A 26,187-nucleotide genomic window follows, 5' to 3' on the forward strand; every position below is an offset into this window, starting at 1 on the left:
TGACCGTGACCGCGACGATGCGTACGAACTGGGCAGGGAACGTCACCTACGGGGCGACCGAACTCCTCTCGCCGACCTCCGTCGACGAGGTCCGTCGCGTCGTCGCGGCGACGCCGCGCCTCACAGCGCTGGGGTCGAAGCACTCCTTCAACCGCATCGCCGACACCGACGGCGCGCAGCTGACGCTCGCCGGGCTCCCGCCCGTGCTCGACGTCGACAGCGACCGCCGGGTCGTCCGGGTCGCGGCCGGCACGACGCACGCGCAGGTCGCGGCCGGCCTGGAGGCTCGTGGCTGGGCACTCGCGAACCTCGCCTCCCTGCCGCACATCTCCACGGCAGGGGCGGTCGCCACCGGCACGCACGGCTCCGGTGTCCGCAACCCGTCGCTCGCGCAGGCGGTGGTCGGCCTCGAGGTCGTCCGGTCGGACGGTTCGCTGGAGCGCGTCGAGGCGTCGACCCCGGACGGCGCCCTCGACGCCCACCGGGTGGCACTCGGTGCGCTCGGTGTCGTCACCGCTCTTGAGCTCGCGATCGAGCCCTCGTTCCAGGTCGCGACGACCGTGTTCCTCGACCTGCCGTGGGAGGCCGTGACCGAGCACTTCGACGCCGTGGTGTCCGACGCCTACTCGGTGTCGCTCTTCACGGCGTTCGACGACCGCGGCGCGCGACAGGTGTGGGTGAAGCACCGCGTCGACGAGCCCGCGCCGGCCGTCGATCTCGTCGCCCTCGGCGCCCGGGCCGCGACCGGGCCGGTGCACCCCGGCGAGAACGACCCGGCCGGCGTCACCGAGCAGGGCGGCGTGCCGGGACCGTGGTCCGAACGGCTGCCGCACTTCCGCTCGGCGTTCACCCCGTCGACCGGCGCGGAGATCCAGTCCGAGTACCTGATCCCCGCCTCGCACGCCGTGTCCGCACTGCAGGCGCTGCGCCCGTTGCAGGACGTGCTGGCACCGGTCCTCATCGCCGCCGAGGTCCGCACGATCGCGCCCGACACCGCCTGGCTCGCGCCGTCGTCCGAACGGCAGTCGGTCGGCATCCACTTCACCTTCCGCCGTGAGCCGGAGCAGGTCGAGGCCGCGGTGCACCGGATCGAGGAGGCCCTGGCCCCGTTCGACCCGCGGCCTCACTGGGGCAAGGTCTCGGTCGCGAGTGCCGAGCGACTGCACGAGGCCTACCCGCGGCTCGGGGACTTCGCGGCGCTCGCGCGGGACCTCGACCCGACCGGACGCTTCCGGAACGCCTTCCTCGCGCGCATCCTGAGCTGAGGCCCGCGGCTCCCAGGGGTTTGTGACCAGTCGTCCGGCGCACGCACCGGTCGGTCGCTGAGTGTTCACATGTGTGATCACAAAGGTTGGGTCATGGCGAACCTCAACCGCATCCTCGGGATGGCCTCGAAGGTCATCGACAAGCAGCTGGGCAAGCGCGGGCAGGCGGGGACCCCGAGCAACGGCGTGTCCTCGTCCGGGGGGACCGACTGGCGTGACGTGGTCCGGTCGGCGGCGGACAAGCTCACGGGCGACGACCGGGGCCGGCAGCCACAGCAGCCCCCGGCACCGCAGCCCTCCGGCCAGCAGGCCGCGCCGCAGCAGCCGCAGCGGCAGCCGCACGGGCAGCAGCGCGGTCCGGTCGACGCCGACAAGGTGGCGATCGCGAAGTACGACTACCTCCTCCGCACCGCTCCGCCCGAGCGCCTCGAGCAGGTGCACCACGACGCCTTCGCGCGGCTCACCCCCGGGCAGCGGCAGGAGATCCGCAACCGGCTGAACTCGCACCTCCCGCCGAACGAGCACCTGCGCGACGACTCGGCCGCCGGACTCGCCCGTGCCGCGACCCGGGGCGAGGTCCAGCGCCCGGGTCTCCTGCGCCGTGTCCTCGGTGGCAGGGGCGGTGCGTTCGCCGGGGGAGCCGCGGTGGGTGCCGGTGCGATGGCCATCGGCGGCATCGGTGTCGCGGTCGCCGGAGCAGCGGTCATGAGTGCCGCGGCGGGGCCGGTGCTCGCCGAGGCGGTCGGCTCTGGCGTCGACTTCGAGGGGATCGCGTCGGGGATCGGCGACCTCGGGCTCGCGGACACGGGGCTCGCCGACCTCGGAGAGGGCGCCCAGAACTTCCTCGGCGACGGCGAACAGTTGCTCGGCGGCTTCGGCGAGCAGGCGTCGAACCTCGGGAACGACTTCCTCGGCGGCCTGTTCGACCGCTGACCCGGGCGGGGCGCGGACGCCGAGTCTCGGCTCCGTGCACACCTCCGCGGTGGCGCGAGCGCGAAGGTGTCCGCGGAGCCGAGACTCGCGTCGCGGGATCGGGGTGTGCGCATCGGGAATGCGCGACGTCGCACGACGATTGGACCGTTACGTCGTGCGACGTCCGTCGTACGCGAGATTCGGCCGGCCGAGGCCCGCGGTGCCAGGATGGACGCCGCCGGAGCGCCCGACACCGGCCAGCGGCACGCCCACCCCACGCGCGTGCGCCACCCACACCCCACGAGGAGCAGCACCGTCATGAGACGCCCCACGCGCCTGATCACCACCGCGGCGGTCGCCGTCGCAGCAGCACTCGCGCTCACCGCCTGCTCGGGCGGGGGATCGTCGGACGACGCCAGCGGCACCTCCAAGGGCGGCACGCTCAACATCCTCACCACGGCGACCACGGTCCACCTCGACCCCGCGACGAGCCAGAACCTCAACATCACCACCCTCGGCCTGGTGCTCCGTCGCCTGACGGCCTGGGACGTCGAGCCCGGGCAGGTCGCGAAGGTCGTGCCGGACCTCGCGACGAACACCGGCGACTCGAGCGACGGCGGGAAGACCTGGACCTACCACCTCAAGGACGGACTGAAGTTCCAGGACGGCACTCCGATCACCACGAAGGACATCAAGTGGGGCATCGAGCGCTCGTTCGCGCCGACCCTCACCGGTGGCCTGAGCTACCACAAGTCGCTCCTCGTCGGCGGCGACTCGTACAAGGGACCGTTCGACGGGAAGACCCTCGACAGCATCGAGACCCCCGACGACTCCACGATCGTCTTCAAGCTCAACGCGCCCTACGGCGACTGGCCCTGGCTCGTGTCGATGCCCGCCTTCGCGCCGGTGCCCGACGGCAAGGGCACGAACACGGGCGACTACGACGCCAAGCCCGTCGCGAGCGGCCCGTACCAGGTGCAGTCGAACACCCAGGGGTCGCAGATCACGCTCGTGCGCAACAAGTACTGGAGCGCGAATACCGACTCGGTCCGCACCGCGGGCCCGTCGAAGGTCGTCTTCAAGGAGAGCCAGGACCCCTCGACGGTCACGCAGACCCTCATCGCCGACAACGGTGACGCGAAGGACTCCTTCGGCGCCGCCTACCTCGGTGCGGCCGAGCTGAACCAGGTCCGCTCGAACCCGGCCGCGCAGGACCGCCTCGCGACCTCGAAGGCCGGCCCGATCCAGTACATGGCGATCAACACCCAGAAGGGCAAGCTCGCCGACAAGCAGGTCCGACAGGCCCTGCAGTACGCCGTCGACAAGAAGTCCTACCGGATCGCCGCCGGCGGTGCCCTCGCCGGGACGTACGCATCGACCCTGATCACGCCCGGCATCGAGGGCCGCGAGGACTACGACCTCTACAAGACCTCAGCGACCGGCGACGTCGACAAGGCGAAGTCGATGCTCGAGGCCGCCGGGGCCGAGGACCTCAAGCTGACGCTCCTCACCCAGAACGACTCGTCGTCCCTCGCGGAGTCGCAGGCGCTGCAGGCCGGACTGAAGCGTGCGGGCATCACCGTCACGCTGAAGCCCGAGGACGCCGACTCGTTCTACACCGACGCCACGAACGGCAGCGACTACGACCTCGTGCTGTTCAGCTGGCAGCCGGACTTCCCGAGCGCGAACGCCAACCTGCAGCCGCTCTACGACTCGTCGCAGATCGGTGGCGGCGGGTACAACGTCTCGCACTACAAGAATGCCGAGGTCGACTCCCTGATCAAGGAAGCGACCGGGACGATCGACCGCGCCGACGCCGAGAAGCTCTGGGCGCAGGCTGACCGCAAGATCATGGAGGACGCTCCCGTCGTCCCGCTGATGTACGCGAAGCAGTCCTTCCTGGCCGGCTCGGACGTCGAGAACTTCCGCATCGCGGACTTCCCGGCGTACCCGAACTACCTCACGGTGTCGCTGAAGCAGTGACCGACCCGCTGCTCGAGGTCGAGGGGCTCCGCGTCGCGTTCGGCGACGCGGAGCCCGTCGTCCGTGACGTCTCGTTCACCCTGACGCCCGGCCGCGTGCTCGCCCTCGTGGGGGAGTCCGGGTCGGGCAAGTCGGTCTCCGCCATGAGCCTGCTCGGCCTGCTCCCGCCCGAGGCACGGGTGTCCGGCAGCGCCCGCTTCCGCGGCGAGGAGCTCATCGGTGCCGACGAGGAGCAGCTGCGTGCCGTCCGCGGCGCGGGCATCGGCGTCGTGTTCCAGGAACCGATGAACTCGTTCACCCCGGTCCTGACGGTCGGCACGCAGATCGCCGAGGCCGTGCGGGCACACCCCACCGGTCTCGACCGCGCCGGCGTCTCGACCCGGATCGACGAGCTGCTCCGGTCCGCCGGACTCCGGGACCCCGAGCGGATCCGAAAGGCCTACCCGCACGAGCTCTCGGGCGGCCAGCTGCAGCGCGCGATGATCGCGATGGCGCTCGCGGGCGACCCGGTGGCGCTCATCGCCGACGAACCGACGACGGCGCTCGACGTCACCGTGCAGGCGGGCATCCTCGACCTGCTCCGTACCCTCGGTCGCGAGCGGTCGCTCGCCGTCCTGCTCATCACGCACGACATGGGCGTGGTCGCAGACGTCGCCGACGAGGTGCTCGTCATGCGTCGCGGCGACCCCGTCGAGCGTGGGAGCGTCGCCGACGTCTTCGCGCGTCCCCAGGCGGACTACACGCGCGAGCTCCTCGCCGCGGTCCCCGCACTGGGCCCCCTCGGATCGGTTCCGGCGCGCGGCGGAGCCTGCGGAGCGGCGGGGCGGCCGAGTCCGCGGGGAGAGGGACGGATCGCCCCCGCCCCGTCGGCGGCGGACCCGCAGGATGCCCGGCCGGGCACCCCCGCGACGGATGCCGACGGCGGCGACGCGAGCCTTGCCTCCCGGCCGGTGGTCGCGCGCCTGCGCGACGTCGCCGTGCGCTACGCACGCCGTGGTGAGCCGACCGTCTCCGGGATCGACCTCGAGCTGCACGCCGGCGGCACCGTCGGTCTCGTGGGGGAGTCGGGGTCCGGCAAGTCCACGATCGGCCGTGCGCTCGCCGGGCTCGTCCCCGTCGTCGACGGCAGCGTCGAGGTGGACGGCAGCGACCTCCGGACTGCACGGGGGAAGCGCCTGCGGGAACTCCGCAGCCGCGTCGGCATCGTCTTCCAGGACCCGGTGTCGTCGCTCAACCCCCGGCAGACCATCGGGTGGAGCATCGCCGAGCCGCTCCTCGTGCACGACCCGCGCTCGGACGCCGACCGGCGGGAGCGCGTGGGTGAGCTGCTCCGGGCGGTGCAGCTCGACCCGTCGTGGGCCGAGCGGTTCCCGCACCAGCTCTCCGGCGGCCAGCGGCAGCGTGTCGCGGTTGCCCGGGCCCTCGCGCTCCGGCCCGCGGTCGTGATCGCGGACGAGCCGACGAGCGCGCTCGACGTGACGGTGCAGGCCGCCGTGCTCGACCTGCTCGCCACGCTGCAGGACGAGTTCGGGTTCGGGATGCTGCTCGTCAGCCACGACCTCGCCGTGGTCCGGCAACTCGCCGACGAGGTCGTCGTCCTCCACGACGGCCGCATCGTCGAACACGGCCGCACCGAGGCCGTGCTCGACGACCCGCAGCAGGACTACACGCGCATGCTCCTCGCGGCAGCGCCGGTCGCCGACCCCGTGCGGCAGGCCGAGCGTCGTGAGGCGTGGCGCGCGTGGGAAGGGGTGGCCTCGTGACCGCCAACGTCATCGACCGTCCGGTCGCCGCGTCCGCCGGCCGGAGCACCGGCTTCCGGGCCGTCGTCCGACGCGTCCGGCAGGACCGCTGGGCGGTCGCGTCCGCCGTCGTCATCGCGCTGTTCGCGGTGGTCGCGATCGCCGCGCCGCTCATCGCCGCGGTCAGCGGGCAGGACCCGTACACGTACCACGTGGACGCGCTCAACGACTTCGGCGCGCCCCGCGGCGCACTCGGGGGTGTGAGCGGGACGCACTGGTTCGGCGTCGAGCCGCTCACCGGCCGCGACCTCTTCGCGATCGTGACGTACGGCGCGCGGACCTCGCTCGGGATCGGTCTCGCCGCCACGGCGCTGTCGATCCTCATCGGCGTGCTCGTCGGCGTCACCACCGGGTTCTTCGGGGGCTGGTACGACCGGGTGCTCTCGCGCATCGTCGACGTCATCTTCGGCTTCCCGTCGCTCGTGTTCATGATCGCGTTGACCGCGATCGTGCCGACGTCGTTCCCGAAGCCGGTGCTCGTGGTCCTCGTCATCGGGTTCTTCGGCTGGCCGGCCGTCGCGCGCGTCGTCCGCGGCCAGACGCTGTCGCTCGTGACCCGCAACTACGTCGTGGCGTCCACCGCGATGGGTGCCGGTCGCTGGCACGTCATCCGGACGCAGCTCCTGCCGAACCTCGCCGCGACCATCACGGTCTACGCGACGATCTCGATCCCGTCGATGATCGGCGCCGAGGCCGCACTGTCCTTCCTCGCCGTCGGGGTCACCCCGCCGACGCCCTCCTGGGGTCGGAGCATCGGCGACGCGATCGGGTGGGTGCAGACCGACCCGATGTACCTCGTCTTCCCCGGCGCCGCGCTGTTCCTCGTCACCCTCGCGTTCAACGTGCTCGGCGATGCGCTCCGCGACGCCCTCGACCCCCGTGGAGGTGCCCGGTGACCACCCTGCGCTTCATCGCGGTCCGAGTCCTCGGTGCCGTCGTCGTCCTGCTCGTCGTCGCCGCGATCACCTACGCGCTGTTCCTGCTGCTGCCGACGAACCCGGCGCGCGCGATCTGCGACAAGCCCTGCACGCCGGACCGGCTCCGCGAGGTGCAGGCGTTCCTCGGCACCGACAAGCCGTGGCTCGCGCAGTTCGGGGCGTACCTCGCCGGGATCTTCGCCGGTCGGACCTTCGGCTCCGGAGCGTCCGTCATCCACTGCGCCGCGCCGTGCTTCGGGTACTCGTTCCAGCTGCACGAGAACGTCACCGACCTGATCCTGTCGCGCCTGCCCGTCACCGCGTCGATCGCCGTCGGGGCCGCGCTGCTCTGGCTCGTCGCCGGGGTCGTCGGCGGGGCGGTCTCGGCACTGCGCCGTGGGACCTTCGTGGACCGCGCGGTGATGACCGTCGCGGTCGCCGGGGTGTCCTCGCCGTCGTACCTGATCGGGCTGCTCGCGATCCTGCTGTTCGGCTTCGTGCTGGGCGTCCTGCCGACGAGTGGCTACGTGGCCTTCACCGACGACCCCGTGGGCTGGTTCACGCACCTGGTCCTGCCGTGGTGCGTCCTCGCGTTCATCAGTGCCGCGATCTACGCCCGGCTCACCCGGGGGGAGATGCTCGAGTCGATGTCGCAGGACTTCGTCCGGACCGCGCGCGCGAAGGGCCTCCGCGAACGCCAGGTCGTCGTGCGGCACGGGCTCCGGACGGCGATCCTGCCCGTGGTGACCCTCTTCGGACTCGACCTCGGTTCGCTCCTCGGCGGTGCGGTCATCACCGAGAAGGTGTTCTCGATGCAGGGCCTCGGGGCGCTCCTCATCGACGCGGTGCACACCCTCGACCTGCAGGTGGTCGTCGGCTTCACGCTGTTCTCGGCGATGCTCATCGTCGTCGCGAACATGATCGTGGACATCGTCTACGCGTTCGTCGACCCGCGGGTGCGGCGCCGGGCGTAGACGGTCCGTCGGTCGGTCGGTCCGTCGGTCCGTCGGTCGGTCTGTCGGTCTGTCGGTCGGCCGGGAGGCACGGATGGCCCCCGGCGGGCGGCGCGCGTGGTCAGTTGACGGACATCGAGTCCGGCGCGCGGTGCGCGGTCGGACGCCGGTCGGTGCCGACCGCGATCACGACCACGGGGACGAGCGTCAGGGCGACGATGCCGGCACCGATCAGCGCGGGACCGGCGACGCCGGTGGTGGTGAGCATCCCGCCGACGATCGCGGTCCCGGTGGCGGTGCCCAGGTTGAACGCCGACACGGTGAGGGCTGCCCCGAGGGGTGCCGCGCTGCCGGCGGCGTGCACCGCGGTGTTGATGAGGACGCCGTTCGCGCTGAGCCCGAACAGGCCGAGCACGCCGACGAGGACCGCGGTGACAAGCGGTTGGCCGGTCACGAGCCCGATCAGCAGGAGCAGGACGACACTCGCTGCCGGGGTCACGATCGTGACCAGCCCGGGTCGGGCATCGCCGAAGCGGCCGCCGAGGAGCGTCCCGATGAAGGAGCCGACGCCGAACACGGTGAGCACCACCGGGACGAGCTGTGCGGGGACGCCGGCCCGGTCGGTGAGCAGCGGCGCGATGTACGAGTACGCGGCCACCACCCCGCCGGTGGTCGTCACGCAGGCGAGGAGGGTCCACCAGAGCCGTGCGGAGCGCAGCCCCGAGAACTCGCCGCGGATCGAGGTGTGCTCGGCTGCTCCGGTCGCGTGCGGGACGAACCGTGCGACGAGCACCGCGAGGACGACCGCGGCGGCGGCGATGGCCCAGAAGGTCCCACGCCACCCGACGGCCTGCGCGAGGAACGCCCCGAGCGGCACCCCGAGGACGGTGCCGAGCGAGCCGCCCGCACCGACGACGCCCTGCGCCCGCGACCCGAGCCTGGGTCCGGCAGCGCGAGCTGCGACCACGGAGGCCACCGACCAGAACGCGCCGGTCGCGAACGCGGTGGCGAACCGGGCGACGAGCAGGACGGTGAAGTCCTGCGCGACGGCGACGACGACGTGCCCCGCGACGAACAGGGCCAGCGCCAACAGGAGCGCGAGGCGCTTCGGCAGCCGGATGGTGAGCAGCGTCATGAGCGGAGACCCGACGATCATGCCGACGGCGAAGACGGTGATGAGGAGGCCCGCGCGGCCGAGCGACTCCCCGAGGTCGGTGGCGACCTCGGGGAGGATGCCGGCGACGACGAACTCGGTCGTGATCATGAGGAACGTACCGACCGCCAGCACCGGCACGACGATCGGCAGTCGGTCCGGTGTGGCGGAGGGGCGGAGGTCGTCTCGGAGGTCGGCGGGTGCGTGCATCGTCCTCCCACCGTAGGGACGGCCGCGACGCGGGAGAGAGGGTCTGCCGGACCCCGTCTACGCGGAACCTCACGCCGTCCGCAGGTGCGCGGTTGCATGGACCGGTGCCGACGACCACGGGAGGACCACATGACGACCGACGACGAGCAGACCGGATGGACCGGCGGCAGGGACGCCTTCGGGGACTTCGCCCCCGGGATGGTGCACTACACCGACGCGGTGCTCTTCGACGAGGTCTGGGAGCGCGCGGGTCTCTCCAAGCGTGACCGCAGCCTGGTCACCATCTCGGCCCTGACCGCGCTCGGGAAGACGGACCAGCTGCGGTTCCACCTCGCCTTCGCGCGGCAGAACGGCGTGACCGACGACGAGCTGCGGGAAGCCCTGCTGCAGCTGGCGTTCTACACCGGGTGGCCCAACGGCATGGCCGCCACCACCGTGCTCAAGGACATCGTGGAGAACGACCGGTGAGCGCATGGCCCGCCGACACCGTGCAGCGGATCGCCACGACGGACGACCTCCACATCGCCCCGTTCCGACCCGACGGCCGGACGCCCGGGACGCCGACCTGGATCTGGTCGGTCGTCGTCGGCGGCCGGGTCTTCGTCCGCGCCTGGAACGGCACGTCCGGGAAGTGGTATCGGGCGGCGCTCGCGCAGCGGGCGGGGACGATCACCGCCGACGGCGCCACGCACGACGTCGTCTTCACGGCCGTCGACGACCCCGACCTCGGCACCCGCATCGACGCCGCGTACGAGGAGAAGTACGCCGGCAGTCCCTACCTCCCCCCGATGGTCGCGGCCGGACCCCGAGCCGCGACCGTCGAGATCACCCCTCGCGACCCCGCCTGACGCCGACCGGAGACGAACACGATGACCGAGACCACCTTCCAGCAGCCCTTCCCGACCGGGGAACCGAACGACGCGTTCGCGCAGTACTTCACCGGGCGGAGCTTCAACGCCCCCGTGGTCGACGGCGGCGTGCCCGTGAACAACATCACCTTCGAGCCCGGCTGCCGCAACGACTGGCACGTGCACCACGGTCAGGACGGCGGCGGCGACCAGGTCCTGATCTGCACCGCTGGGTCCGGGTGGTACCAGGCCGAGGGCTCCGACCCGGTCAGTCTCACACCGGGCACCGCCGTCCGCGTCCCCGCCGGGACGAAGCACTGGCACGGAGCGAAGGCCGACTCGTGGTTCTCGCACCTGGCGTTCATCACGCCCGGCGAGGGGGTCCGCAACGAGTGGCTCGAGCGGGTGACGGACGAGGAGTACGGCGCGCTGCCCGGGGCCGACGAGGACTGACCGCGCCGACGGACGGCGGGATCGGTCAGCCCTCGGGGTCGTCGCCGGCGCGCACCAGCACCGGCACGAACAGGCCGAGGGCGAGCGCCAGGAGCGCGATGGTCCCGGCCACCGCCAGCCACACGCCACCGACCGGGCCGGCCCCGCTGAGGAGCGCCACGACCACGAACGCGACCGCCTGGGCGCCGACCTGCAGGGCGACGAACCGCAGCGCCGACGGCACGAGTGCCCGGAGCTGCACCCGGGCGGTCCGCGGCGTCCACGCCCACAGCAGGCTCGTGGCGAGCAGGAGGTGCGTCGTGAGGAGGAGCGCTGGGAGCTCCGTCCCGTCGATCCCGGCGAGGGCGAGCTGCACCGTGAGGAGCGCCGCGAACGGGCCGCGGGGCACGACCGCGGCGGCCACCGCGAGGACGATCGCGACGACGAGCCAGCCGCTCGCGCCGACCACGACGACCGACCCGACGACACCCGCCACCAGGCCGAGCGCGCCGATCGACCACGCGGGGACCGCCGGACCGATCGACGGGGCGCCGGCCCGCTCCGCTCGCGAGGGGGCCGTCATCCGGCCCGCCGAGCGCGGCTGAGCAGGCGGAGCTGCACGGCGGGGGAGTCGCCGTCGTCGGTGCGCCAGCGGATCAGTTCGACGCCGGTGGCGGTCATCTCCGTGAACCGGTCGGCACGTTCGAGCGTGAGGAGCCGTGACGCCGCGCGCTCGTGACGGCTCGCTCGCCGGTCGTCGGGCGTCGGGAGCACGTCGACGGCCACGACGCGGTGTCCCGTGGCGGCCCACGTCATCGCCATCGTCGCCGCTTGGTCGTCGAGGAACGTCGACAGGACCACGACGAGCGACGCTGCCGGGACGAGCGGCATGCGCGCCGTCGCCGTCGCGTCACCGGTCGGGGTCACCGCGGCGATCGTCGAGCGGAGCCGCTCGAGGTGCCGGGTGCCGCCGCCGGGTTCGACCGACCGCGCGGCGCCGGCGAGGTCACGGAAGCCGACCCGGTCACCCGCCCCGACGTACGCGGTGGCGAGGGACACGGCGGCTTCGCGCGCGAGGTCGAGCGAGGTCGCGTCACGGCTGCCGTGCCGGGCACCGCTCCACTCCGTGACGTCCGCGCCGAGGTCGTCCCGGCCGTCGAGCACGAGGACGACGAGGGCGTCCGCCGTCGCGAAGGTCCGGCGCACGTAGAGGTCACCCGGGCGCCCGGCCCGCCGTGCGGTGCGTCGCCAGTCGATGCGCCGGAGCCGGTCGCCCGGGGCGAAGAGGGCGACGTCGCGGAACTCGCCGCCGTCGCCGGGACGGGCGGAGTCGTGCGCACCCGTGATGCCCGTCACCCGCTTCGGCATCGGGAGGTGCTGCATCGGGAGCTGCGGGGGCGGGACGACCGCGGACCGCACCGGACCGGCGTCCGGCACCGAGACCGCGGTGCCGCCCCGGCCGAGGAGCGACAGGTGCGTCCGCAGGACTTCCTGGGGGCCGGAGTGCGTGACCGGGACGGTGCCGGTGAGGTGCACCGCACGGCGAGGTCCGACCACGACGACGTGCCGACGGTCGCCGGCGACGCGGAACTCGACGGCGACGGCCTCAGCGGTGGCAGGCAGGGCGACCTCCGCCCGGTACCCGACGCCCCGACCGGAGTCGGAGGGAGCGACCTCGATCGTCGTACGGACCGGTGCCGCGTGGTGACGGCGGGCGCCGAACGCTGCGGTCACGAGCGCCGGCAACGCCACCACCACGAGCTCGGGACGTCCGGTGACGAGCCCGAGCCCGGCGAGGAACACACCGGCGGCGAGCCCGAAGACGAGCGCGGGGTTCCGTACCCACAGCGGCGTGGACCCGGCCACGGGGCTGGCCGGGGGTCCGTCCGGAACGCTCACCGTGCCTCCAGGCCGGCAGCACCGGACCCGCCGGTACCGCCGGGAACGCCCGCCGCCCCGACGACCGGCGGCCCGGCCACCTGCGCGACGATGCCCCGCACGATCACCGCCGGGTCCACCCCGTTCGCCCACGCCTGCGGCGTCAACGAGATCCGGTGCGCGAGCACCGCGACCGCGGCGGTCTTGACGTCCTCCGGCGTGACGAAGTCGCGCCCGTCCATGACCGCCCGCGCACGGCCGACGAGCATGAGCGCCTGCGCCCCGCGCGGCGACGACCCGACCTGCACGTCGCGGTGGGTCCGTGTCGCGGCCGCGAGGTCGACGCAGTAGAGCGCGATGTCCTCGTCGACGTGCACGCTCTCGACCGTCGCCTGCATGCGCAGCATGTCGGCCGCGTCGACCACCGCCGGTACCGTCGCGACCTCCTGGCGGCGCCCGATCCGGTTGAGGAGGACCTGCTGCTCACCCTCGCGGGTGGGGTAGCCGACCGAGAGGCGGACCATGAAGCGGTCGAGCTGCGCCTCCGGCAGGGCGTAGGTGCCCTCGTACTCGATCGGGTTCGACGTCGCGACGACGTGGAAGGGCCGGGGCAGCGGGAAGCCTTCGCCCTCGACCGTGACCTGTCCCTCGGCCATCGCCTCGAGGAGCGCCGACTGGGTCTTCGGTGACGTGCGGTTGATCTCGTCGGCGAGGAACATCCCGGTGAAGACGGGGCCCGGCCGGAAGACGAACTCGGCGGTGGCCGGGGCGTAGACGAACGACCCGGTGATGTCGGCCGGCAACAGGTCGGGGGTGCACTGCAGCCGACGGAAGTCGAGCCCGCAGGCGGCGGCGAGGCTCCGAGCGGCGAGCGTCTTGCCGAGTCCGGGGACGTCCTCGAACAGGACGTGACCGCCGGCGAGGATGCTCGCGAAGGCCAGCTCGAGGGACTCCCGCATCCCGACGACGACCGCGCCGACCGTGTCGAGGACATCGTGGGAGCGCGCGGCGACGTCGGCGATGGGCAGCGGCTGTGCGCTCTGCGGCGGGGTGTCGGTCACGGGTGCCTCTCGGTCGTGGGTTCCAGGGTCTCGAGCGCGGTGAGGACGCTCGCGAAGGTGGTGAGGTCGATCTCGGTCCGCCGCTCGCATACCAGGACGGCGACCACGCCCGGCGGCAGGACCGCCTCGATGGCCGTCCGGTCGGCCGGGTCGTCCAGGTCGAGTCGGTGCAGCGTCCGCAGGCGGTGCCGGGCGACCGCGCGGGCGCGGGCGAGCGTCCGCTCCGGCACGCCGCCGCGGGCGCGCAACGCCCACGCCGTCTCGGCGAGCTCACGTCGTGCGCCGGGTTCGGAGCGGACGGGAGGCACGGGCCAGGTCAGCGGGACGTCCTCGCGGACCGCGCTCCACGTCAGACCGACCGCGGCGACGACGCCGCCGACGGCGAGCGACTGCAGGACGCCGACACCGAAGAACCAGGTGATCGCGGCCGCGACGACGGCGAGCACGAGCACGCCGGTGGTGCGGCGGCGGTTCACGATCGGCCCGTCGGAGCGTCGGCCCACTGCGCGTCGAGCGTGCGCAGTGCGGCGCGGACGGCGGCGACATCGGCGTCGCGCGCCGGACTCCCGCCGAACCGCACCGCGAGGTAGCAACGACGCAGGGTCGCGAGGGCGGTCTCGTCGACGTCGAGCTGTCGGAGGATCCGCGTCGTGAACTCGGTCGGCGTCTCCGCTGCGCCCCGACGGAACCCGGCGTCCTCGGCGGACTCCTGCAGACCGAGCCACGCAGCGGTGACGGCATCGGACGGGTCGCGTGGCGCCGACAGCACCTCGAGCGCACGGCCGATCCCGCGTCGGAGGTGCTGTCGGCCGACCTCGGCGGACGGTTCGTCCGCCACCGCGACCGTGAGGCCGGCGACCCCGATCTCCTCCGGACGTCCACGACGACGACGCTTCCGCAGCAGGTGCACGACCACGAGCACCAGCAGCGCGGCCACGACGACCGCGAGGACGACGAGGACCCAGGTCGTGTCGACGTGCTGGGCCGCGCGGGCGCCGGGCGGCTGCGGCTCGTTCGTCGCGGGCGGCGGCGACGCGGTCGACACGACGGCGGGTGGGCGGGCGGGGGCGACCGTGGGGGACCAGCGCGCACCGGTCAGGACGGGACGCGCCCCGAGTCCGGCAGCGACGACGACCAGCGCCCCGAGGGCGAAGGCGGCGAAGGGGACGAACGCGGCGCCACCGCGCTGCGGACCGTCGTCGTTCCCCATGACCTCACGCTACCCCGCGCGGCCGCGGGAGCGGCGTCCGTCAGGCGGGTCCCGTCGGGAGCAGCCGGACCGGACCGACGGCGATCCGGCGACGGCCTGGAGGCGCGACCGGCGTCGGTCAGGCGGGTCGCGCCTCCAAGCTGGTCGCCGCAGGGCGCCGCTCTCGCCGGCGGTGGCGCGCGACGACCGTCCAACGGTCGCACTGCTCATCGTCGGCGTCGCGCGATGCCCACCACGCCGATGACGACGATGACCACGACAGCCGCGATGATGAGCCAGATCGGCGCCGAGACGCCGTGTTGTGATCCGCCGCCACCCGCCGGACCGGCGAGCACGGGGAAGAGGACGGGAAGGAACAGGAGCAGGTGCACGATGGAGACCTCCGAGTCCCGGCCAGTCTGTCAGTGTGCCTCGTTCTCCGGGTCAGGATCGGTGGTGCTCCTCGCCGCCGACCGTCGGTCCGCCGGCTTCCGTGCTCGCCTCGGCCGTCGCACGGTGGCCCAGCTCCAGCCGCAGCGCCCGCACCACGGGGAGGAGGGTCTCGAGGCCACCCGGCCCGGCCTCGAACGGGCGTCCGAGGGCGGTCCGTGGTGCGAGGACGAGCGGGTCGCCGCCGTCGAGCCGGAACCAGAGCGCGTAGTCGATCCGGGTGCCGCGCGAGTCCTTGGTGGCCAGGCTGATCCGCCGGATGCGAGGCCACGGGACGCCGAGCACCGGGGTGTCCCGATCCGGTGTCCATCCGTGCAGCCCTCCAGTGTCGAACGTCCAGACCTCCGGGCGCGGATGGGGGAGGTCCTCGCTCGTGCGGAGGCCCTTCGTCAGTACCGGGAGGAAGAACGCCGGTCGGTGGTTGCTCGCACGGATCCGCGCGAGGACCCGACGATCGCGTCGGCCGCTCCACCACGTGCCGATCGACATGGCGAAGCCGACGACGACCAGGAACGCCTCGACCAGGACGATGCTCCCGACCCGACTGCTGCGGGCCATCTCCGCGACGAAGCTCGGGGAGCGGAACTCGGCGACGATGAGCGCAGGTGCCCCCAGCACGAGGACCAGTGCGACCAGGTGGATCGGCCACGACGGAGCTGCGGTCCCGTCACGCAGACGCTCGACCCACCGGTCCGAGATGAACGCCACCCACCCATACTGCTCCGGCGCGATCGGGTGCGGGCAGGTCAGAACGCGGTGAGCGCGTCCCGCAGCATCCGTTGACCCTGCGCCTCGAACGCCTCGTCGTGCACCGCGTGCGCCCACACCGCGGTGCCGACGGCCTCCCGGAGCTGCAGCCAGCGCCAGTCCTCGGGGTCGCGGGGATCCTCCCCGTACCCGTCGAGGAACGCCCGCTCGAGCTCGGGGCGCCGCTCCCAGTACAGGACGGCGAGCCTGGTGCAGTCCGTGGCGGCCGGGCGGAGCGCGAAGCGACCGTAGTCGATGGCGAGCAGACGGCCCCGGTCGACCAGCCAGTTCCGCGGGTGCCAGTCGCCGTGCGTGGGGACGACCGTCACCGGGTGCGGCACCCACGCCTCGAACAGCGCTCGGACCCGCTCGGCCGTGTCCGCATCGATGCGGTGCGGGTCGTCGAGCAGCCGGAGCGCCTTGTCCCGCTCGCGGTGGAGGTACTGCGGGTCCTCCCGGGCGGACTGCTGGTGGAACCGTCGCAGGACGGTGCCGGCCTGCCGGTGGACGTCGGGGTCGTGCTCGTGGGGCGAACCGAGCGCGAGCCGACCCGGGAGTCGATCGAGGACCAGCACGCGCGCGTCCTCGTCCGCTGCGACCAAGCGGGAAGTCCGTCGGCCGAGGACGCTCGTCCAGCCGTCGCGGTGGGCCGCGAGTTCCCGGGGGAAGTGCGCGTTGTCCTGGCCCGAGGCCTTCACGACGTAGTCGCCAGCGGCGTCACGGACGTGGAGCACGCGGGTGTCCAGCAGTCCCCACGAGTCATCGGCCACGAGGACCGGATCGTCGAAGACCGACTGCAGGAAGGCGACCTGCTCGTCCCGCAGTCCGCTCGTCCCCCAGTGCACACCTCACCCTACGTCCGGCGTGCACGGCGGCGGCACGTCGACTCAGTGCTGGTGCGCGTGGACGGCGGGCACCACCGTGAACTCGTCGACGTTGCCGATCGCTTCGTGCACGTGTTCGGCGGCGTGCGCGGCGACGTCCGCGGCCTCGTGCAGGGACGGCGCCGCCACCTCGACCGTGGCGGAGCCGGTCAGGCGGTGGCCGACCCAACGGAGTCGGACGTCGCGGACGGCTTCGACGCCCGGGGTGTGTTCGAGCGCGTGCTCGGTCCTGCTGACGAGGCCCGGGTCGATGGCGTCCATGAGGCGGGCGCCGATGGACTTCACCGTTCCCCAGAGCAGCGCCATGATCGACACCGAGATGAGCAGGCCGATGATCGGGTCCGCGATCGGGAAGCCGACGAGGACGCCGACCGCTCCGAGGACGACGGACAAGGAAGTGAACCCGTCGAGGCGCGCGTGCACGCCGTCGGCGACGAGTGCCGCGGAGCCGATCTTCTGGCCGACGCGGATGCGGTAGACCGCCACGGCCTCGTTGCCGGCGAAGCCGATGAGTCCGGCGGCGACGAGCAGCCATGGGTGCTCGATCGGCCGAGGATCGATGAAGCGGTCGACCGCCTGCCAGCCAGCGACGACGGCGGAGAGGGCGACGACGAACACGATGAACATGCCCGCGAGGTCTTCCGCTCGGCCGTAGCCGTACGTGTAGCGGCGGTTCGCGACGCGGCGTCCGAGGACGAACGCGATCCAGAGCGGCACCGCGGTCAAGGCGTCGGCGAAGTTGTGGATCGTGTCCGCGAGCAGCGCGATCGACCCGGTGAACGCGACGATCACCGCCTGCAAGACCGTCGTGGCCAACAGGACGAACAGGCTGATCTTCAGGGCGCGGACGCCGGCGGTGCTGGCCTCCATCGCGTCGTCGATCGAGTCCGCCGAGTCGTGCGTGTGCGGAACGAACAGGTCGTACAGGAACCCCTTCGCCCCGCCGTGCGGATGGTCGTGGTGGTGGTCGTGCCCGTGGTCGTTGCGGTCCGTGTGGGTGTGCGTGTGGTCCGTCATGAGGAGGCCTGCTGGTGGTAGGGTGCGTGACCGACCACGTGCTCGGCCTCCTTGACCGCGTCGATGACCAGCTCCGAAGCATGCTCGTCGGTCAGCCGGTAGAACACCGTCGTGCCTTCGCGGCGGGTCGACACCATCCGCGCCAGGCGGAGCTTCGCCAGGTGCTGCGACACGGCCGGGGCGCTCTTGCCGACGACCTCTGCGAGGCGGTTCACCGAAAGCTCGTCGCTGTTCCGCAACGCGAGGATGATCTTCACGCGGGTCGCGTCCGCGAGCATGGCGAACACCTCCACCGCGAGCTCGACGTACTCGGACTCCGGGCTGAGTCCGCAAGGCTGCTTGTCTACGTGCACATGCAGATACTAGCGGAAGGGCTCGTCGTGCCAAGATGGTGGCGCGGCGAGGGGGACTGCATGGACGAAGCGCTCTTGTACGACCTGTGCAGCCGTGCTCGGCTCGTACAGGTCCGGTCGGTCTCGACCGAAGCGGGGCTCCGAGGACTCACCGACCTCATCGGGCGGGCTGCTCGCTGTCCAGAGCACTACTCGCACGCGCGCCTGCTGCAGCTGATCGAGGCTGCGCCACGACCGGTCGGGTTCCGCCACGGCATGCGCCGGCTGGCAGCCCTGGGCGCGAGCCGGACCGACGCGCCGGACACGTACACCGACACCGAGCGTGACGAGTACGAGGCTGCGCAGCGTGCGCTCCTCAGGAGCGTCGGCCGGGACTCCGGAGAACCGGTGCCCGGAGTGGTGGGGGTCGCGCGGAACGTCCTCGAACAGTTCCTGCTCCGCTGGTTCTGACGGCACGCTTGACTGGGTCCATGCGAGCACTGGTGCTGGGTGGGACAGGGTGGGCCGGACGAGCGGTGGTCGAACACCTCCTCGAAGGAGGTGCCGAGGTCACGTGTCTCGCTCGAGGGGAGTCGGGGACCGTCCCGGAGGGTGCTCGTCTCGTCCGGGCTGATCGCCTGTCGCCGGGTGCGTACAAGGCCGTGCACGGCGAGTGGGACGAGGTCATCGAGCTCTCGCACGAGCTGGACCTCGTCGAGCCTGCCCTCGACGCCCTCGCTGACGCCGCGGCGCACTGGACACTGGTGTCCACCGTCTCCGTGTACGCCCGCAACGACGAACCCGGGGCGGACGAGACAGCCGACGTCGTCGAGCCGACGGACCTGTCGAAGTACGCGGATGCGAAGGTGGCGGCCGAACGCAGCTCCGCCGCTCGTCTCGGGTCCCGGCTGTTGATCGGTCGACCCGGCCTCATCGTCGGTCCCGGCGACCCCAGCGACCGGTTCGGGTACTGGCCCGCGCGGCTGAGCGGGACCGGACCCGTCCTGACCCCGACGACGTCGGGCCGCTTCGTGCAGGTCATCGACGTCGCCGACCTGGCCGCCTGGATCGGGCAGGCAGCACGAGCCGGTCACAGCGGCGTGGTCAACGCCGTGGGGGAGTCAGTCGCCTTGGCCGACTTCCTCCGGACCGTGGCGAGCGTCACCGGCTTCAACGGCGAACTCGTCGAGGTCGAGGACAGTGAGTTGCTCGCACACGATGTTCGCTACTGGGCGGGGCCGCGATCCCTCCCGTTGTGGCTTCCACTATCGGATGCCGCCTTCGCGCAGCGGTCGTCGTGCGCCTTCTCACGCACGGGAGGTCGGGTACGGCCGTTGGGAGCAACGGCGCGCTCGGTGCTCGAGGACGAGCGCGCTCGCAGTCTCGATCGGGTCCGCCGCTCAGGTCTCAGCGCCTCCGAGGAGCGCGCCGTCCTCCGGCAGGTCCGGCGGAGGACCAGCCGCTAGCTGGTGCCGTGGACACGAAGCGGTGCTGCGTCGTCAGTCCGCGTGCAGACTGCCGTCAGCCGGGCCGGTCTGCCACGCGGTGAAGTGCACCTCGAAGCCCGGACGCGACGGTGCGCAGCACATCGGCCCGGCAGTGACCACGGCTCGCTCGTCCAGCGGGGCGACGCGCACCAACCGCCACGGCTCGTCCTCGACGCGGGCGCGGACCGTGAGCGCGTCGTCAGACCGACTGGCGCGGATCGTGACGAGCCTGCCGTGCCACTCCGGGGCCGGGGACAAGGACCAGTCCGAGAACCCTCGCGTGACCACAGCGCCGAGGCAGTCCTCACCGTCGCTCCGCTCGACCCCGGCCTTGATCCAGGTCGCCTCGTCGACCGCGACGAAGATCCCCGCCTGGTCGAACTGCTCGGCGAGGTACAAACGGAAGGTCACCTCCATCGCGGTGCCGTTCGGGAACGGGGCCAGGAGTGCGTGCTCGGTGTCGTGCACGAACCCGTAGGAGGTCAGCCGCCAGGCATCACTGCCCTCCGCGGCGCTGACGCGGATGCCGTCTTCCGAGGTCGCTACCGCGACGGGCGGGTTGCTCCACGTCCCGGCACTCCATGCGATGTCGTCCATGTGCCGACCGTACCGGCCGGACGTCTCCCGCCTGCCATCAGGCGGCGATCGCACCTCCGTCCAGGATGCAGACGAGGACCCCCAGCGCGGAGGCGAGGAACGCGGGGAGCAGACCGACCCCGCCGATGACCAGCGCGACCCAGCCGACTCGACGGCCGGCGACCCTGCCTCGCACCACGCCGCGGTACCCGAGCGCGATCACGGCGAGTGCGGTGGGGAGCGCGGCGACAGCGACGAGCCCGACCACGAACCCCGCTCGCGCGACCAGGACCGGAGGGTCGTCGAAGGGGTGCCGTGCGGCGCCCGCGCCAGCGAGATCCGCCGCACTGACGCCGTTCGAGACGGAGAGCACGAGCGCCAGCACCGCGGAATAGAGCACCACGAGTGCGAGAGCCACCCACCCGGCCGAACCATCGCGGTCACGGACCTCCATCGGATCGCGCTGATGCCAGAACCGATCCGTCACGGGACGAGACTACGGGTCGGCGAGCGGCTCCTGACGAAGACGCTGACAGACGGAATCAGCAGCATCCCGCTCCCGTCAGCAGGAGAGACGCAGGCGAGGAACTTCGCCGCGCGCATCGACTCTCGGAGGCGCTGACCGAACCAGCAAGATCCGGCTAGGTCAGGGTCAGGGCCTTGAGGAGGACGTACCCGGCTGCGGTGATCAGGAGGAGCGCGCCGATGCCACCGAGTGGGTAGCAGACGCCGGTCCTGCGGGTGTGGGAGCGGATGCCTGCAGCGCCGGCGGTGATGACGGCGGCGAACCCGCCGAAGAAGGTGAGGCCCATGCCGGTGAACCAGCCTGCATCCCCTCCGCTGCAGCCATCATCTCGGTTCGAGCAGGTGCTGTACGAGATGAGGCTCTCGTTGAGGATGAACCCGACGCAGACGATGGCGCTCAGCAGACCGACGACGATGACGACCCAGATGAGGGCGAGGTTCCAGCCGGCGGCGCGGCCGCTGAACGGTGCGCGTCGAATGCGGTCCCTCAAGGGTGTCCCTTCATATGGCGCGGGCATTGATGTGATCGAATCGACCAGTCGGCGTCCGAAAGGGATCGGCTATCGAAAGTCACGCATGGTGACCACTAGGCCTGCCCGTTTCGGTTGACCGCATCACCCGTCCAGCTCAGGTCATCGCTTTCGACGATGGCGAACGCCTCGAAACGAGGGTCTTCGAGCACGCAGTCGATCAGGCCGTGGCTGCCGGCGACGATGGTGAAGTCCCAGTCGATCTCGGTCGCGAGAACCCAGCTGCGGTCCTCCGGCCACAGCATCTGCGGCGTGTGCCCGGCAGCGGGCCAGACATCGAGGGAAGCCGTCTTGAGCCAGTCGGGCTCCGCGAACAGCGCGAGGGACGCGGACATCAGGTGAAACTCTCGTCCCGGCCACTCGAACGTCGGCCCCGCCAGCGCGTCTGCGACGGCGGCGTTCCGGAGCCGTCGCCGTTCCGCCTGCTCCTGCATCTCTCGCAACTGCTCCTCGCTCGGTTCCCCGATGACGAAAGAAGCTGTAGCGGAACCGCCGTTGAGGTCACCCCAACCATTCCACACGGCTGCGACCAGGTCGTCCGGCGTGGTTGTGGCTCGTCCGAGGTGCTCCGTGAGTGCTGCGAGGATTGCGGAGTCGAGTTGCCCCTCTTCTGGAGGACCGACGGTCCACCCGTCCTCGGTCTCGACGCCCTGAGGTTGCTCCTCGCCGGACAAACGCACCCACTGCACGAGGGGGTGCACATGTCGACCGTTCCGAGCTGCGAGCTCTGCCCAGGTCCACGCGCGATGTTCGACGATCGGGTGACCTCCCCAGCCGTCGGCCGCCGCGAGGTCCTCCCGGACGGCGGGTAGCGGGTGCAGGACCCGGGCGTACACCTCGAACCCAGTTCCCGCGACCCCACCCGCAGTCGACCAGTCTCCCGCGCGCGGGCGCAGCCAGTCGCCTCGACTGGTGTCCGAGATGAGCGCCATGACCGCACAGTATCGCCGCTGCGACGACGTCGTGTCCGAAAGCCGATCGGTCAGCGGTCCGATCGGCCAGCTCGCCCGGAGACGATCAGCACCGCGAACGCCACCACGATGAGTACTGCCCCGAGTATCTTCGTCGGCACTCCTGGGGGCAGTACGAAGAGGCCAACTCCGCAAGCCGCGAGAACGACCAAAAGCGTGAGTGTCGCGGGTCGGATGTGCATGCGTCTGTCTATCACCGCCTGCGCCGCTCGCACCGTCTCAGTAGCCGGTCCTTCAGCGGACAGGAACGTGCGCGTGTTCGTACCTCCAGCGCCTGCGCTCCAGCTCGTCTCATGTGAGCAGCTTCGATCTATGTCGTCGTTTTCGCTGCGATCGGTGTCGGGTCAGGTGGTGCCGATGACGAGGGTGCTGCGGGCGGCTTCGACGACGTCGTTGGTGATGACGTCGAGTTCGTTGATCTTTAGGACGCGTTGGATCTGAGGGAGGAGGCGTTCGAGGAGGCGGAAGTTGCCGCGGGTGATGCGTTCGACGGCGGCGATGGCTTGCGCGTCGGTGAAGTCATCGGGGTCGAGTGTCTTGCCGAGCTTGCGCCATTGACGTTCGAGGACGAACAGCAGCTCGTCGTGGCCGAGCGGACGGTACTGGTGGGCGAACCCGAGGCGGCTGTAGAGCTGGGGGTAGTGGGTGAACTGCTTCTCGATGCCGGGCATGCCGATGAGGATCATCGCGATGCCGGTGCGGTCGTACTGGTCGCGGAGCCACTCGATGGCGTTGCCGGTGAGGCGTTCGGACTCGTCGACGATGATCAGCTCGAGCAAGGACGGGTTGGGGCCGTGCATGTGGTCGACGTGGCCACCGTGCAGGAGGAGGTGTTCCTCAATACAGCGTTCGGTGCGGATCATGTCGTGCCGGAGATCGTCCTGCAGGGCCCGCATTGTTGCGGAGACTTCGGGCGTGTAGAAGACAGTGCGGGCACGGTGTGCGGCGGCGTAGATCTTGGTGTCGTCTTCGCTGCGTGCGGCCCACCTGGCGATGAACGGGCCGATGCTGTCCCAGTGCGCGTAGCGGCGAGCTGAGAGGGTCTTGCCGACGCCAGCGGGACCGAAACAGACGCCGATGGTGTTCTGCTTCCGAACGGCGTCCGCGAACTCCGCGAACCGGCGGTGCTCCTTGGTGATGATGAATTGACTTGTCATGACCTGTCTTCCTCGTAGGTCTTCAGTCGCGGTTGTTCCGGCTCGTCGGCTGGTGGGCTGGCGTCGTCTGAAGCCGGGCTGACGATCGCAATGCGTTCGCGGATCTGCCCGCGCAGCGCCCGGCGCTGAGCATTCCGGGCGGCTTGGATCTGCTTGAGGCTGATCGTCTCGGTCTGATGCTCGGTGCTGATCGCGGTGCAGAGAAACGCGTCGCGGTGGAAGACGCGGATCTCGGTAACGTCGCGGGGGTCGTACCGAATAGCGACGGTGCTGCCGACGAACGGCGCGAGAGTGGCCGCGGTGTAGCGGAGGCCCTCGAAGTGGATGCCATCGCGCTGCACGACCCGCGTGGTCGGGACGGTGAGCAGGAAGCCGTCGAGCTGTTCGAGGGAATCCGGAAGCCGTGCCACCCATCCGTCTGCGATCCACGCGTGCAGTGGAGTCGTCCGGAGCTCACGGTGGGTGCGGGCGTTGTAGCGGCGGATGAACGTGTTGATGGCGTTGTCGATGCCGGCAAGGTCGAGGATCGGTATCGGTGCTGCGATCCCGGGTGCGAGGTGGCCGGGGAGCGTTGGGAGCAGCTCGGTGTTGATCGTGCCGAAGAACCGCTCGATCTTCCCGCGCCCCTGAGGTCGAGCGACCAGTGAGTGAATGATCCGGAGGTGCAGTACGGCGGCGGTGTCCCCGAGGCGGTGGCTGGTGAAGTCGGAACCGTGGTCTGTGTAGAGCACGTCTGGGATCCCGCAGACCGGCCAGTCCGGCTCCGACTTGTGCCAAATCGCCTGCCGCAGCGCGAGCGCCGTGTTCGCCGCTGACGGGGCGCCGAGGAACACCATGTACCCGCAGATCGCGCGGGAGTAGTCGTCGAGGATCACCGTCAACCACGGCCGTTCGGGCTTGCCGGCGGGTCCGACGATGAGCAGGTCCAGCATTGTGTGGTCCGCCTGCCAGATCGCGTTTGGACGGTCAGCGCGGCGTCGGAGCAGCAGCTCGTGTTTGTCTCGGTACGAGGCCGGTCCCTCGAGCGCGAGCGTCACCATCCCGGGGTCCAGCGCGTTCACGATCGACCGCACAACGGAGTACGACGGCGACGGCAATCCCCGTTCAGCGCAGTGGACGCCGACCTGACGGTGAATCGTGGCGATCGACGGTCTCGGCCTGGTGAGCGCGAGGCCCTCGACCAGGCGGACGAGTTCCGGTGCCGTCCGTCGGACGCCGTGATCGGTCCGGGTTCCATCGGCGAGGGCGTCGTACCCGTTGGTGCTGTAGCGGGCGAGCCAGCGTTGCAGGGTGCGTTCGCTGATGCCAGTGCTGCGGGCGAGGGCGGCGAGCGGGATGGCGTCCTCGACGTGCAGTCGAAGGATCCGCCACCGCTCACCCGCGTCCATGATCGAGCTACATCGTCGGCGACGGCTTCGGCCGCCTCGCAGCGACCGGTTCAGTGTGGCGAGCGAGGGCCCGGTAGATAGTCGTGCGGCTGACGCCGAGGACATCGCCGATCTGCGCGACGGTCATGTCCTGCTGCTCGTAGAGTCGGCGTGCGGTTCGCACCTGGTCTGCGGAGAGACGTGACGGGCGGCCGCCGGTGCGGCCGCGGGCTCGGGCGGCGGCGAGGCCGGCGTTGGTGCGTTCCTTGATGAGGTCACGTTCGAACTCCGCCAGCGCGGCGAAGACATGGAACACGAGCCGGCCGCCGGGTGAGGTGGTGTCGATGGTCTCCTGCAGCGACCGGAACCCGATGCCGCGCTCGGCGAGAGCATGGAGCTGGTCGATGAGGTGCCGGATGGATCGACCGAGCCGGTCGAGTCGCCAGACGACGAGGGTGTCGCCCGGGCGGAGCTGATCGAGAAGCTTGTCGAGTTCGGGGCGGTGTTGGAGTGACCCGGACATGGTGTCGACGAACACGCGGTAGCAGCCGGCGGCGTTGAGCGCGTCGATCTGTAGCGAGGCGTCCTGGTCTGTGGTGGACACGCGCGCGTACCCGAGGAGGTGACCCATGAGGAGAACGTAGCGAAACTCGACCAGCGCGGGTAGTAGCGGAACGTAGATTCCGGGCCTGAGTTCCGCTACAAGACACGCCGCTTCGATGAGATCGCTGGCGTCGGGTCGGTCGAATGTAGCGGAATCGGAGGTTTGTGATACATCTAGAGGACAGAGCTCTCCTAGCCGATGGAGGGGCGTGTTTTTTGAGTCCGGCTACTTCTTGCGAAGAGCCTTGGCCCGCTGCACTCGAGCGACGCGGCGTGCAGCCTTGTCGTTCAGGACTGGCCACGCGTGGCGGATCGCGATCGCGATGAAGAGCATCGCGAGGGCGAAGCCGACCGCGTAGGCAGCGGGGGCAGGGATCTCAATCGACAGCTGGAGCATGGGACCTCCACCGTTCGATCTGTCAGCCGACCGGCTGACTCTCGGGGTCGTGCACCGTGCACGTCCGAGGACTGTGGCCTCCATTGGGAGGGTGCGGGTGAAACCCGCTGGGGTGGCGCATCCGGCTGCGCGGATCGCGGCGGAATATTTGGGCACAAAAAAACCGACCCGAGGGTCGGCTGGTTGCGCGCACTATGGACGCAGGACGATTGTGACACACGTCGCGGGCGTTCCGCAAGCACACATCGGGTGGCCGAGGCCGTGGTGCGTCGCCACGCGGCGGCGCACCACGGTAGTTCGGGCGGTCGGCCAGTCGTCGGACACGGCGACGGTGACGGTGACGGTGACTTCGATGTTGCCGCGGGTTGCGTTGGAGTACGGGCAGATCTGGTGTGCGGCGTCGGCGAGAGCCTGCGCTTGGTCAGCGGCCACGCCGGGGCTGGTCACCCCGAGGAGAACGGCAAGCCCGAACCCGCCCTGCTCGTTGCTGCCGACGGCGACTCGGGCGTCGACGGTGGAGCCGATGACATCGGGCCTCCGA

The 26,187-nt window shown here is 71.2% G+C and carries 30 protein-coding genes and 1 pseudogene; 11 read left to right on the top strand and 20 right to left on the bottom strand.

All coding sequences use genetic code 11. The features are described 5' to 3' along the window. Window positions 1-5: 5 nt before the first annotated feature. From ACIPYW_RS09335 to ACIPYW_RS09360, 6 genes are all read left to right on the top strand, one after another. The gene (locus ACIPYW_RS09335) at window positions 6-1,265 is read left to right on the top strand and encodes a D-arabinono-1,4-lactone oxidase (protein ID WP_400412826.1); all 1,260 of its coding nucleotides are present in this window, start codon (window positions 6-8) and stop codon (window positions 1,263-1,265) included. A 93-nt stretch (window positions 1,266-1,358) separates the two neighbouring features. Continuing rightward, on the top strand, window positions 1,359-2,198 hold the full coding sequence (locus tag ACIPYW_RS09340; protein ID WP_400412828.1) for a cation-transporting ATPase: 840 nt from the start codon (window positions 1,359-1,361) through the stop codon (window positions 2,196-2,198). Between the two features lie 297 nt (window positions 2,199-2,495). After that, on the top strand, window positions 2,496-4,160 hold the full coding sequence (locus tag ACIPYW_RS09345) for an ABC transporter substrate-binding protein (protein ID WP_400412829.1): 1,665 nt from the start codon (window positions 2,496-2,498) through the stop codon (window positions 4,158-4,160). Continuing rightward, window positions 4,157-5,923, top strand: a complete 1,767-nt coding sequence (locus ACIPYW_RS09350) for a dipeptide ABC transporter ATP-binding protein (RefSeq protein WP_400412830.1) — start codon at window positions 4,157-4,159, stop codon at window positions 5,921-5,923. The genes ACIPYW_RS09345 and ACIPYW_RS09350 overlap by 4 nt, the downstream gene beginning before the upstream one ends. Further along, complete coding sequence (locus tag ACIPYW_RS09355) at window positions 5,920-6,858, top strand: ABC transporter permease (RefSeq protein ID WP_400412831.1); 939 nt, start codon at window positions 5,920-5,922, stop codon at window positions 6,856-6,858. Before ACIPYW_RS09350 ends, ACIPYW_RS09355 begins: the two co-directional genes overlap by 4 nt. Continuing rightward, window positions 6,855-7,853 carry an ABC transporter permease gene (locus ACIPYW_RS09360; protein WP_400412832.1) on the top strand — a complete coding sequence of 333 codons (999 nt, stop codon included), beginning with the start codon at window positions 6,855-6,857 and terminating at the stop codon, window positions 7,851-7,853. Before ACIPYW_RS09355 ends, ACIPYW_RS09360 begins: the two co-directional genes overlap by 4 nt. Window positions 7,854-7,953: 100 nt before the next feature. Here the strand turns inward: ACIPYW_RS09360 and ACIPYW_RS09365 are convergent, their stop codons facing one another. After that, entirely contained in the window at window positions 7,954-9,195 is a 1,242-nt protein-coding gene (locus ACIPYW_RS09365) for an MFS transporter (RefSeq protein ID WP_400412833.1), read from the bottom strand. Window positions 9,196-9,324: 129 nt separating this feature from the next. Between ACIPYW_RS09365 and ACIPYW_RS09370 the strand changes: the two genes are divergently transcribed. From ACIPYW_RS09370 to ACIPYW_RS09380, 3 genes are read left to right on the top strand one after another with little or no spacing between them, the layout of a single operon-like run. Further along, complete coding sequence (locus tag ACIPYW_RS09370) at window positions 9,325-9,663, top strand: carboxymuconolactone decarboxylase family protein (protein ID WP_290131018.1); 339 nt, start codon at window positions 9,325-9,327, stop codon at window positions 9,661-9,663. After that, window positions 9,660-10,043 (top strand): DUF2255 family protein, encoded by a 384-nt coding sequence (locus tag ACIPYW_RS09375; RefSeq protein ID WP_400412834.1) that lies wholly within the window; start codon window positions 9,660-9,662, stop codon window positions 10,041-10,043. Before ACIPYW_RS09370 ends, ACIPYW_RS09375 begins: the two co-directional genes overlap by 4 nt. A gap of 21 nt (window positions 10,044-10,064) precedes the next feature. Continuing rightward, window positions 10,065-10,496 (top strand): cupin domain-containing protein, encoded by a 432-nt coding sequence (locus tag ACIPYW_RS09380; protein WP_290131020.1) that lies wholly within the window; start codon window positions 10,065-10,067, stop codon window positions 10,494-10,496. A gap of 25 nt (window positions 10,497-10,521) precedes the next feature. Here the strand turns inward: ACIPYW_RS09380 and ACIPYW_RS09385 are convergent, their stop codons facing one another. The 10 genes from ACIPYW_RS09385 to ACIPYW_RS09430 all read right to left on the bottom strand — a co-directional run bounded on the left by ACIPYW_RS09385 (window position 10,522) and on the right by ACIPYW_RS09430 (window position 18,054). Beyond that, complete coding sequence (locus ACIPYW_RS09385; protein WP_400412835.1) at window positions 10,522-11,058, bottom strand: hypothetical protein; 537 nt, start codon at window positions 11,056-11,058, stop codon at window positions 10,522-10,524. Beyond that, window positions 11,055-12,374, bottom strand: a complete 1,320-nt coding sequence (locus ACIPYW_RS09390; RefSeq protein ID WP_400412836.1) for a DUF58 domain-containing protein — start codon at window positions 12,372-12,374, stop codon at window positions 11,055-11,057. The genes ACIPYW_RS09385 and ACIPYW_RS09390 overlap by 4 nt, the downstream gene beginning before the upstream one ends. Beyond that, window positions 12,371-13,414, bottom strand: a complete 1,044-nt coding sequence (locus tag ACIPYW_RS09395) for an AAA family ATPase (protein ID WP_400412837.1) — start codon at window positions 13,412-13,414, stop codon at window positions 12,371-12,373. The genes ACIPYW_RS09390 and ACIPYW_RS09395 overlap by 4 nt, the downstream gene beginning before the upstream one ends. After that, the gene (locus ACIPYW_RS09400) at window positions 13,411-13,890 is read right to left on the bottom strand and encodes a hypothetical protein (RefSeq protein WP_400412839.1); all 480 of its coding nucleotides are present in this window, start codon (window positions 13,888-13,890) and stop codon (window positions 13,411-13,413) included. The genes ACIPYW_RS09395 and ACIPYW_RS09400 overlap by 4 nt, the downstream gene beginning before the upstream one ends. Next, window positions 13,887-14,624 (bottom strand): DUF4129 domain-containing protein, encoded by a 738-nt coding sequence (locus tag ACIPYW_RS09405; RefSeq protein ID WP_400412840.1) that lies wholly within the window; start codon window positions 14,622-14,624, stop codon window positions 13,887-13,889. Before ACIPYW_RS09405 ends, ACIPYW_RS09400 begins: the two co-directional genes overlap by 4 nt. A 206-nt stretch (window positions 14,625-14,830) precedes the next feature. Next, complete coding sequence (locus tag ACIPYW_RS09410; RefSeq protein ID WP_400412841.1) at window positions 14,831-14,995, bottom strand: hypothetical protein; 165 nt, start codon at window positions 14,993-14,995, stop codon at window positions 14,831-14,833. Window positions 14,996-15,047: 52 nt separating this feature from the next. Continuing rightward, on the bottom strand, window positions 15,048-15,761 hold the full coding sequence (locus ACIPYW_RS09415; RefSeq protein WP_400412842.1) for a hypothetical protein: 714 nt from the start codon (window positions 15,759-15,761) through the stop codon (window positions 15,048-15,050). A 38-nt stretch (window positions 15,762-15,799) separates the two neighbouring features. After that, entirely contained in the window at window positions 15,800-16,645 is an 846-nt protein-coding gene (locus ACIPYW_RS09420; RefSeq protein ID WP_400412843.1) for a phosphotransferase, read from the bottom strand. A 42-nt stretch (window positions 16,646-16,687) separates the two neighbouring features. Continuing rightward, window positions 16,688-17,701: a cation diffusion facilitator family transporter gene (locus tag ACIPYW_RS09425; protein WP_290131029.1), complete on the bottom strand. Its 1,014-nt coding sequence runs from the start codon at window positions 17,699-17,701 to the stop codon at window positions 16,688-16,690. After that, window positions 17,698-18,054 (bottom strand): ArsR/SmtB family transcription factor, encoded by a 357-nt coding sequence (locus tag ACIPYW_RS09430; RefSeq protein WP_400412844.1) that lies wholly within the window; start codon window positions 18,052-18,054, stop codon window positions 17,698-17,700. The genes ACIPYW_RS09425 and ACIPYW_RS09430 overlap by 4 nt, the downstream gene beginning before the upstream one ends. Window positions 18,055-18,114: 60 nt before the next feature. Between ACIPYW_RS09430 and ACIPYW_RS09435 the strand changes: the two genes are divergently transcribed. Further along, window positions 18,115-18,504 carry a hypothetical protein gene (locus ACIPYW_RS09435; RefSeq protein WP_400412845.1) on the top strand — a complete coding sequence of 130 codons (390 nt, stop codon included), beginning with the start codon at window positions 18,115-18,117 and terminating at the stop codon, window positions 18,502-18,504. 20 nt (window positions 18,505-18,524) lie between these two features. Next, window positions 18,525-19,499 (top strand): NAD-dependent epimerase/dehydratase family protein, encoded by a 975-nt coding sequence (locus ACIPYW_RS09440; protein ID WP_400412846.1) that lies wholly within the window; start codon window positions 18,525-18,527, stop codon window positions 19,497-19,499. A 33-nt stretch (window positions 19,500-19,532) separates the two neighbouring features. On the opposite strand, the gene ACIPYW_RS09445 is transcribed toward ACIPYW_RS09440, so the two are convergent. From ACIPYW_RS09445 to ACIPYW_RS09485, 9 genes and pseudogenes are all read right to left on the bottom strand, one after another. Continuing rightward, window positions 19,533-20,117, bottom strand: coding sequence for a DUF1349 domain-containing protein (locus ACIPYW_RS09445; protein WP_400412847.1), 585 nt, complete (start codon window positions 20,115-20,117; stop codon window positions 19,533-19,535). Between the two features lie 37 nt (window positions 20,118-20,154). Then, window positions 20,155-20,583: a hypothetical protein gene (locus tag ACIPYW_RS09450; protein ID WP_400412849.1), complete on the bottom strand. Its 429-nt coding sequence runs from the start codon at window positions 20,581-20,583 to the stop codon at window positions 20,155-20,157. Between the two features lie 154 nt (window positions 20,584-20,737). Further along, window positions 20,738-21,112 (bottom strand): hypothetical protein, encoded by a 375-nt coding sequence (locus ACIPYW_RS09455; protein WP_400412850.1) that lies wholly within the window; start codon window positions 21,110-21,112, stop codon window positions 20,738-20,740. A gap of 95 nt (window positions 21,113-21,207) precedes the next feature. Further along, the gene (locus ACIPYW_RS09460; protein WP_400412851.1) at window positions 21,208-22,083 is read right to left on the bottom strand and encodes a hypothetical protein; all 876 of its coding nucleotides are present in this window, start codon (window positions 22,081-22,083) and stop codon (window positions 21,208-21,210) included. A gap of 383 nt (window positions 22,084-22,466) precedes the next feature. Beyond that, window positions 22,467-23,279, bottom strand: a complete 813-nt coding sequence (locus tag ACIPYW_RS09465) for an AAA family ATPase (protein WP_400412853.1) — start codon at window positions 23,277-23,279, stop codon at window positions 22,467-22,469. Continuing rightward, window positions 23,276-24,667, bottom strand: a complete 1,392-nt coding sequence (locus ACIPYW_RS09470; protein ID WP_400412854.1) for a Mu transposase C-terminal domain-containing protein — start codon at window positions 24,665-24,667, stop codon at window positions 23,276-23,278. The genes ACIPYW_RS09465 and ACIPYW_RS09470 overlap by 4 nt, the downstream gene beginning before the upstream one ends. Before the next feature lie 7 nt (window positions 24,668-24,674). Then, window positions 24,675-25,277: a recombinase family protein gene (locus tag ACIPYW_RS09475; protein WP_400412855.1), complete on the bottom strand. Its 603-nt coding sequence runs from the start codon at window positions 25,275-25,277 to the stop codon at window positions 24,675-24,677. A 198-nt stretch (window positions 25,278-25,475) separates the two neighbouring features. Beyond that, window positions 25,476-25,646, bottom strand: coding sequence for a hypothetical protein (locus tag ACIPYW_RS09480; RefSeq protein WP_400412856.1), 171 nt, complete (start codon window positions 25,644-25,646; stop codon window positions 25,476-25,478). 330 nt (window positions 25,647-25,976) lie between these two features. Next, window positions 25,977-26,159 (bottom strand): annotated as a pseudogene (locus ACIPYW_RS09485) (organic hydroperoxide resistance protein); the annotation flags it as partial. Window positions 26,160-26,187: the final 28 nt, after the last annotated feature.

The organism is Curtobacterium sp. NPDC089689 (assembly GCF_044749145.1).
In the GTDB taxonomy this organism is placed as follows: domain Bacteria; phylum Actinomycetota; class Actinomycetes; order Actinomycetales; family Microbacteriaceae; genus Curtobacterium.

Excerpts from the sequence above, each read along its gene's own strand:
- ACIPYW_RS09380 (WP_290131020.1), top strand. The coding sequence starts at position 10,065 with ATGACCGAGACCACCTTCCAGCAGCCCTTCCCGACCGGGGAACCGAAC.
- ACIPYW_RS09470 (WP_400412854.1), bottom strand. The coding sequence starts at position 24,667 with ATGGACGCGGGTGAGCGGTGGCGGATCCTTCGACTGCACGTCGAGGAC.
- ACIPYW_RS09460 (WP_400412851.1), bottom strand. The coding sequence starts at position 22,083 with ATGGCGCTCATCTCGGACACCAGTCGAGGCGACTGGCTGCGCCCGCGC.
- ACIPYW_RS09475 (WP_400412855.1), bottom strand. The coding sequence starts at position 25,277 with ATGGGTCACCTCCTCGGGTACGCGCGCGTGTCCACCACAGACCAGGAC.
- ACIPYW_RS09385 (WP_400412835.1), bottom strand. The coding sequence starts at position 11,058 with ATGACGGCCCCCTCGCGAGCGGAGCGGGCCGGCGCCCCGTCGATCGGT.
- ACIPYW_RS09370 (WP_290131018.1), top strand. The coding sequence starts at position 9,325 with ATGACGACCGACGACGAGCAGACCGGATGGACCGGCGGCAGGGACGCC.
- ACIPYW_RS09445 (WP_400412847.1), bottom strand. The coding sequence starts at position 20,117 with ATGGACGACATCGCATGGAGTGCCGGGACGTGGAGCAACCCGCCCGTC.
- ACIPYW_RS09425 (WP_290131029.1), bottom strand. The coding sequence starts at position 17,701 with ATGACGGACCACACGCACACCCACACGGACCGCAACGACCACGGGCAC.
- ACIPYW_RS09465 (WP_400412853.1), bottom strand. The coding sequence starts at position 23,279 with ATGACAAGTCAATTCATCATCACCAAGGAGCACCGCCGGTTCGCGGAG.
- ACIPYW_RS09345 (WP_400412829.1), top strand. The coding sequence starts at position 2,496 with ATGAGACGCCCCACGCGCCTGATCACCACCGCGGCGGTCGCCGTCGCA.
- ACIPYW_RS09340 (WP_400412828.1), top strand. The coding sequence starts at position 1,359 with ATGGCGAACCTCAACCGCATCCTCGGGATGGCCTCGAAGGTCATCGAC.
- ACIPYW_RS09440 (WP_400412846.1), top strand. The coding sequence starts at position 18,525 with ATGCGAGCACTGGTGCTGGGTGGGACAGGGTGGGCCGGACGAGCGGTG.
- ACIPYW_RS09365 (WP_400412833.1), bottom strand. The coding sequence starts at position 9,195 with ATGCACGCACCCGCCGACCTCCGAGACGACCTCCGCCCCTCCGCCACA.
- ACIPYW_RS09435 (WP_400412845.1), top strand. The coding sequence starts at position 18,115 with ATGGACGAAGCGCTCTTGTACGACCTGTGCAGCCGTGCTCGGCTCGTA.
- ACIPYW_RS09405 (WP_400412840.1), bottom strand. The coding sequence starts at position 14,624 with ATGGGGAACGACGACGGTCCGCAGCGCGGTGGCGCCGCGTTCGTCCCC.
- ACIPYW_RS09480 (WP_400412856.1), bottom strand. The coding sequence starts at position 25,646 with ATGCTCCAGCTGTCGATTGAGATCCCTGCCCCCGCTGCCTACGCGGTC.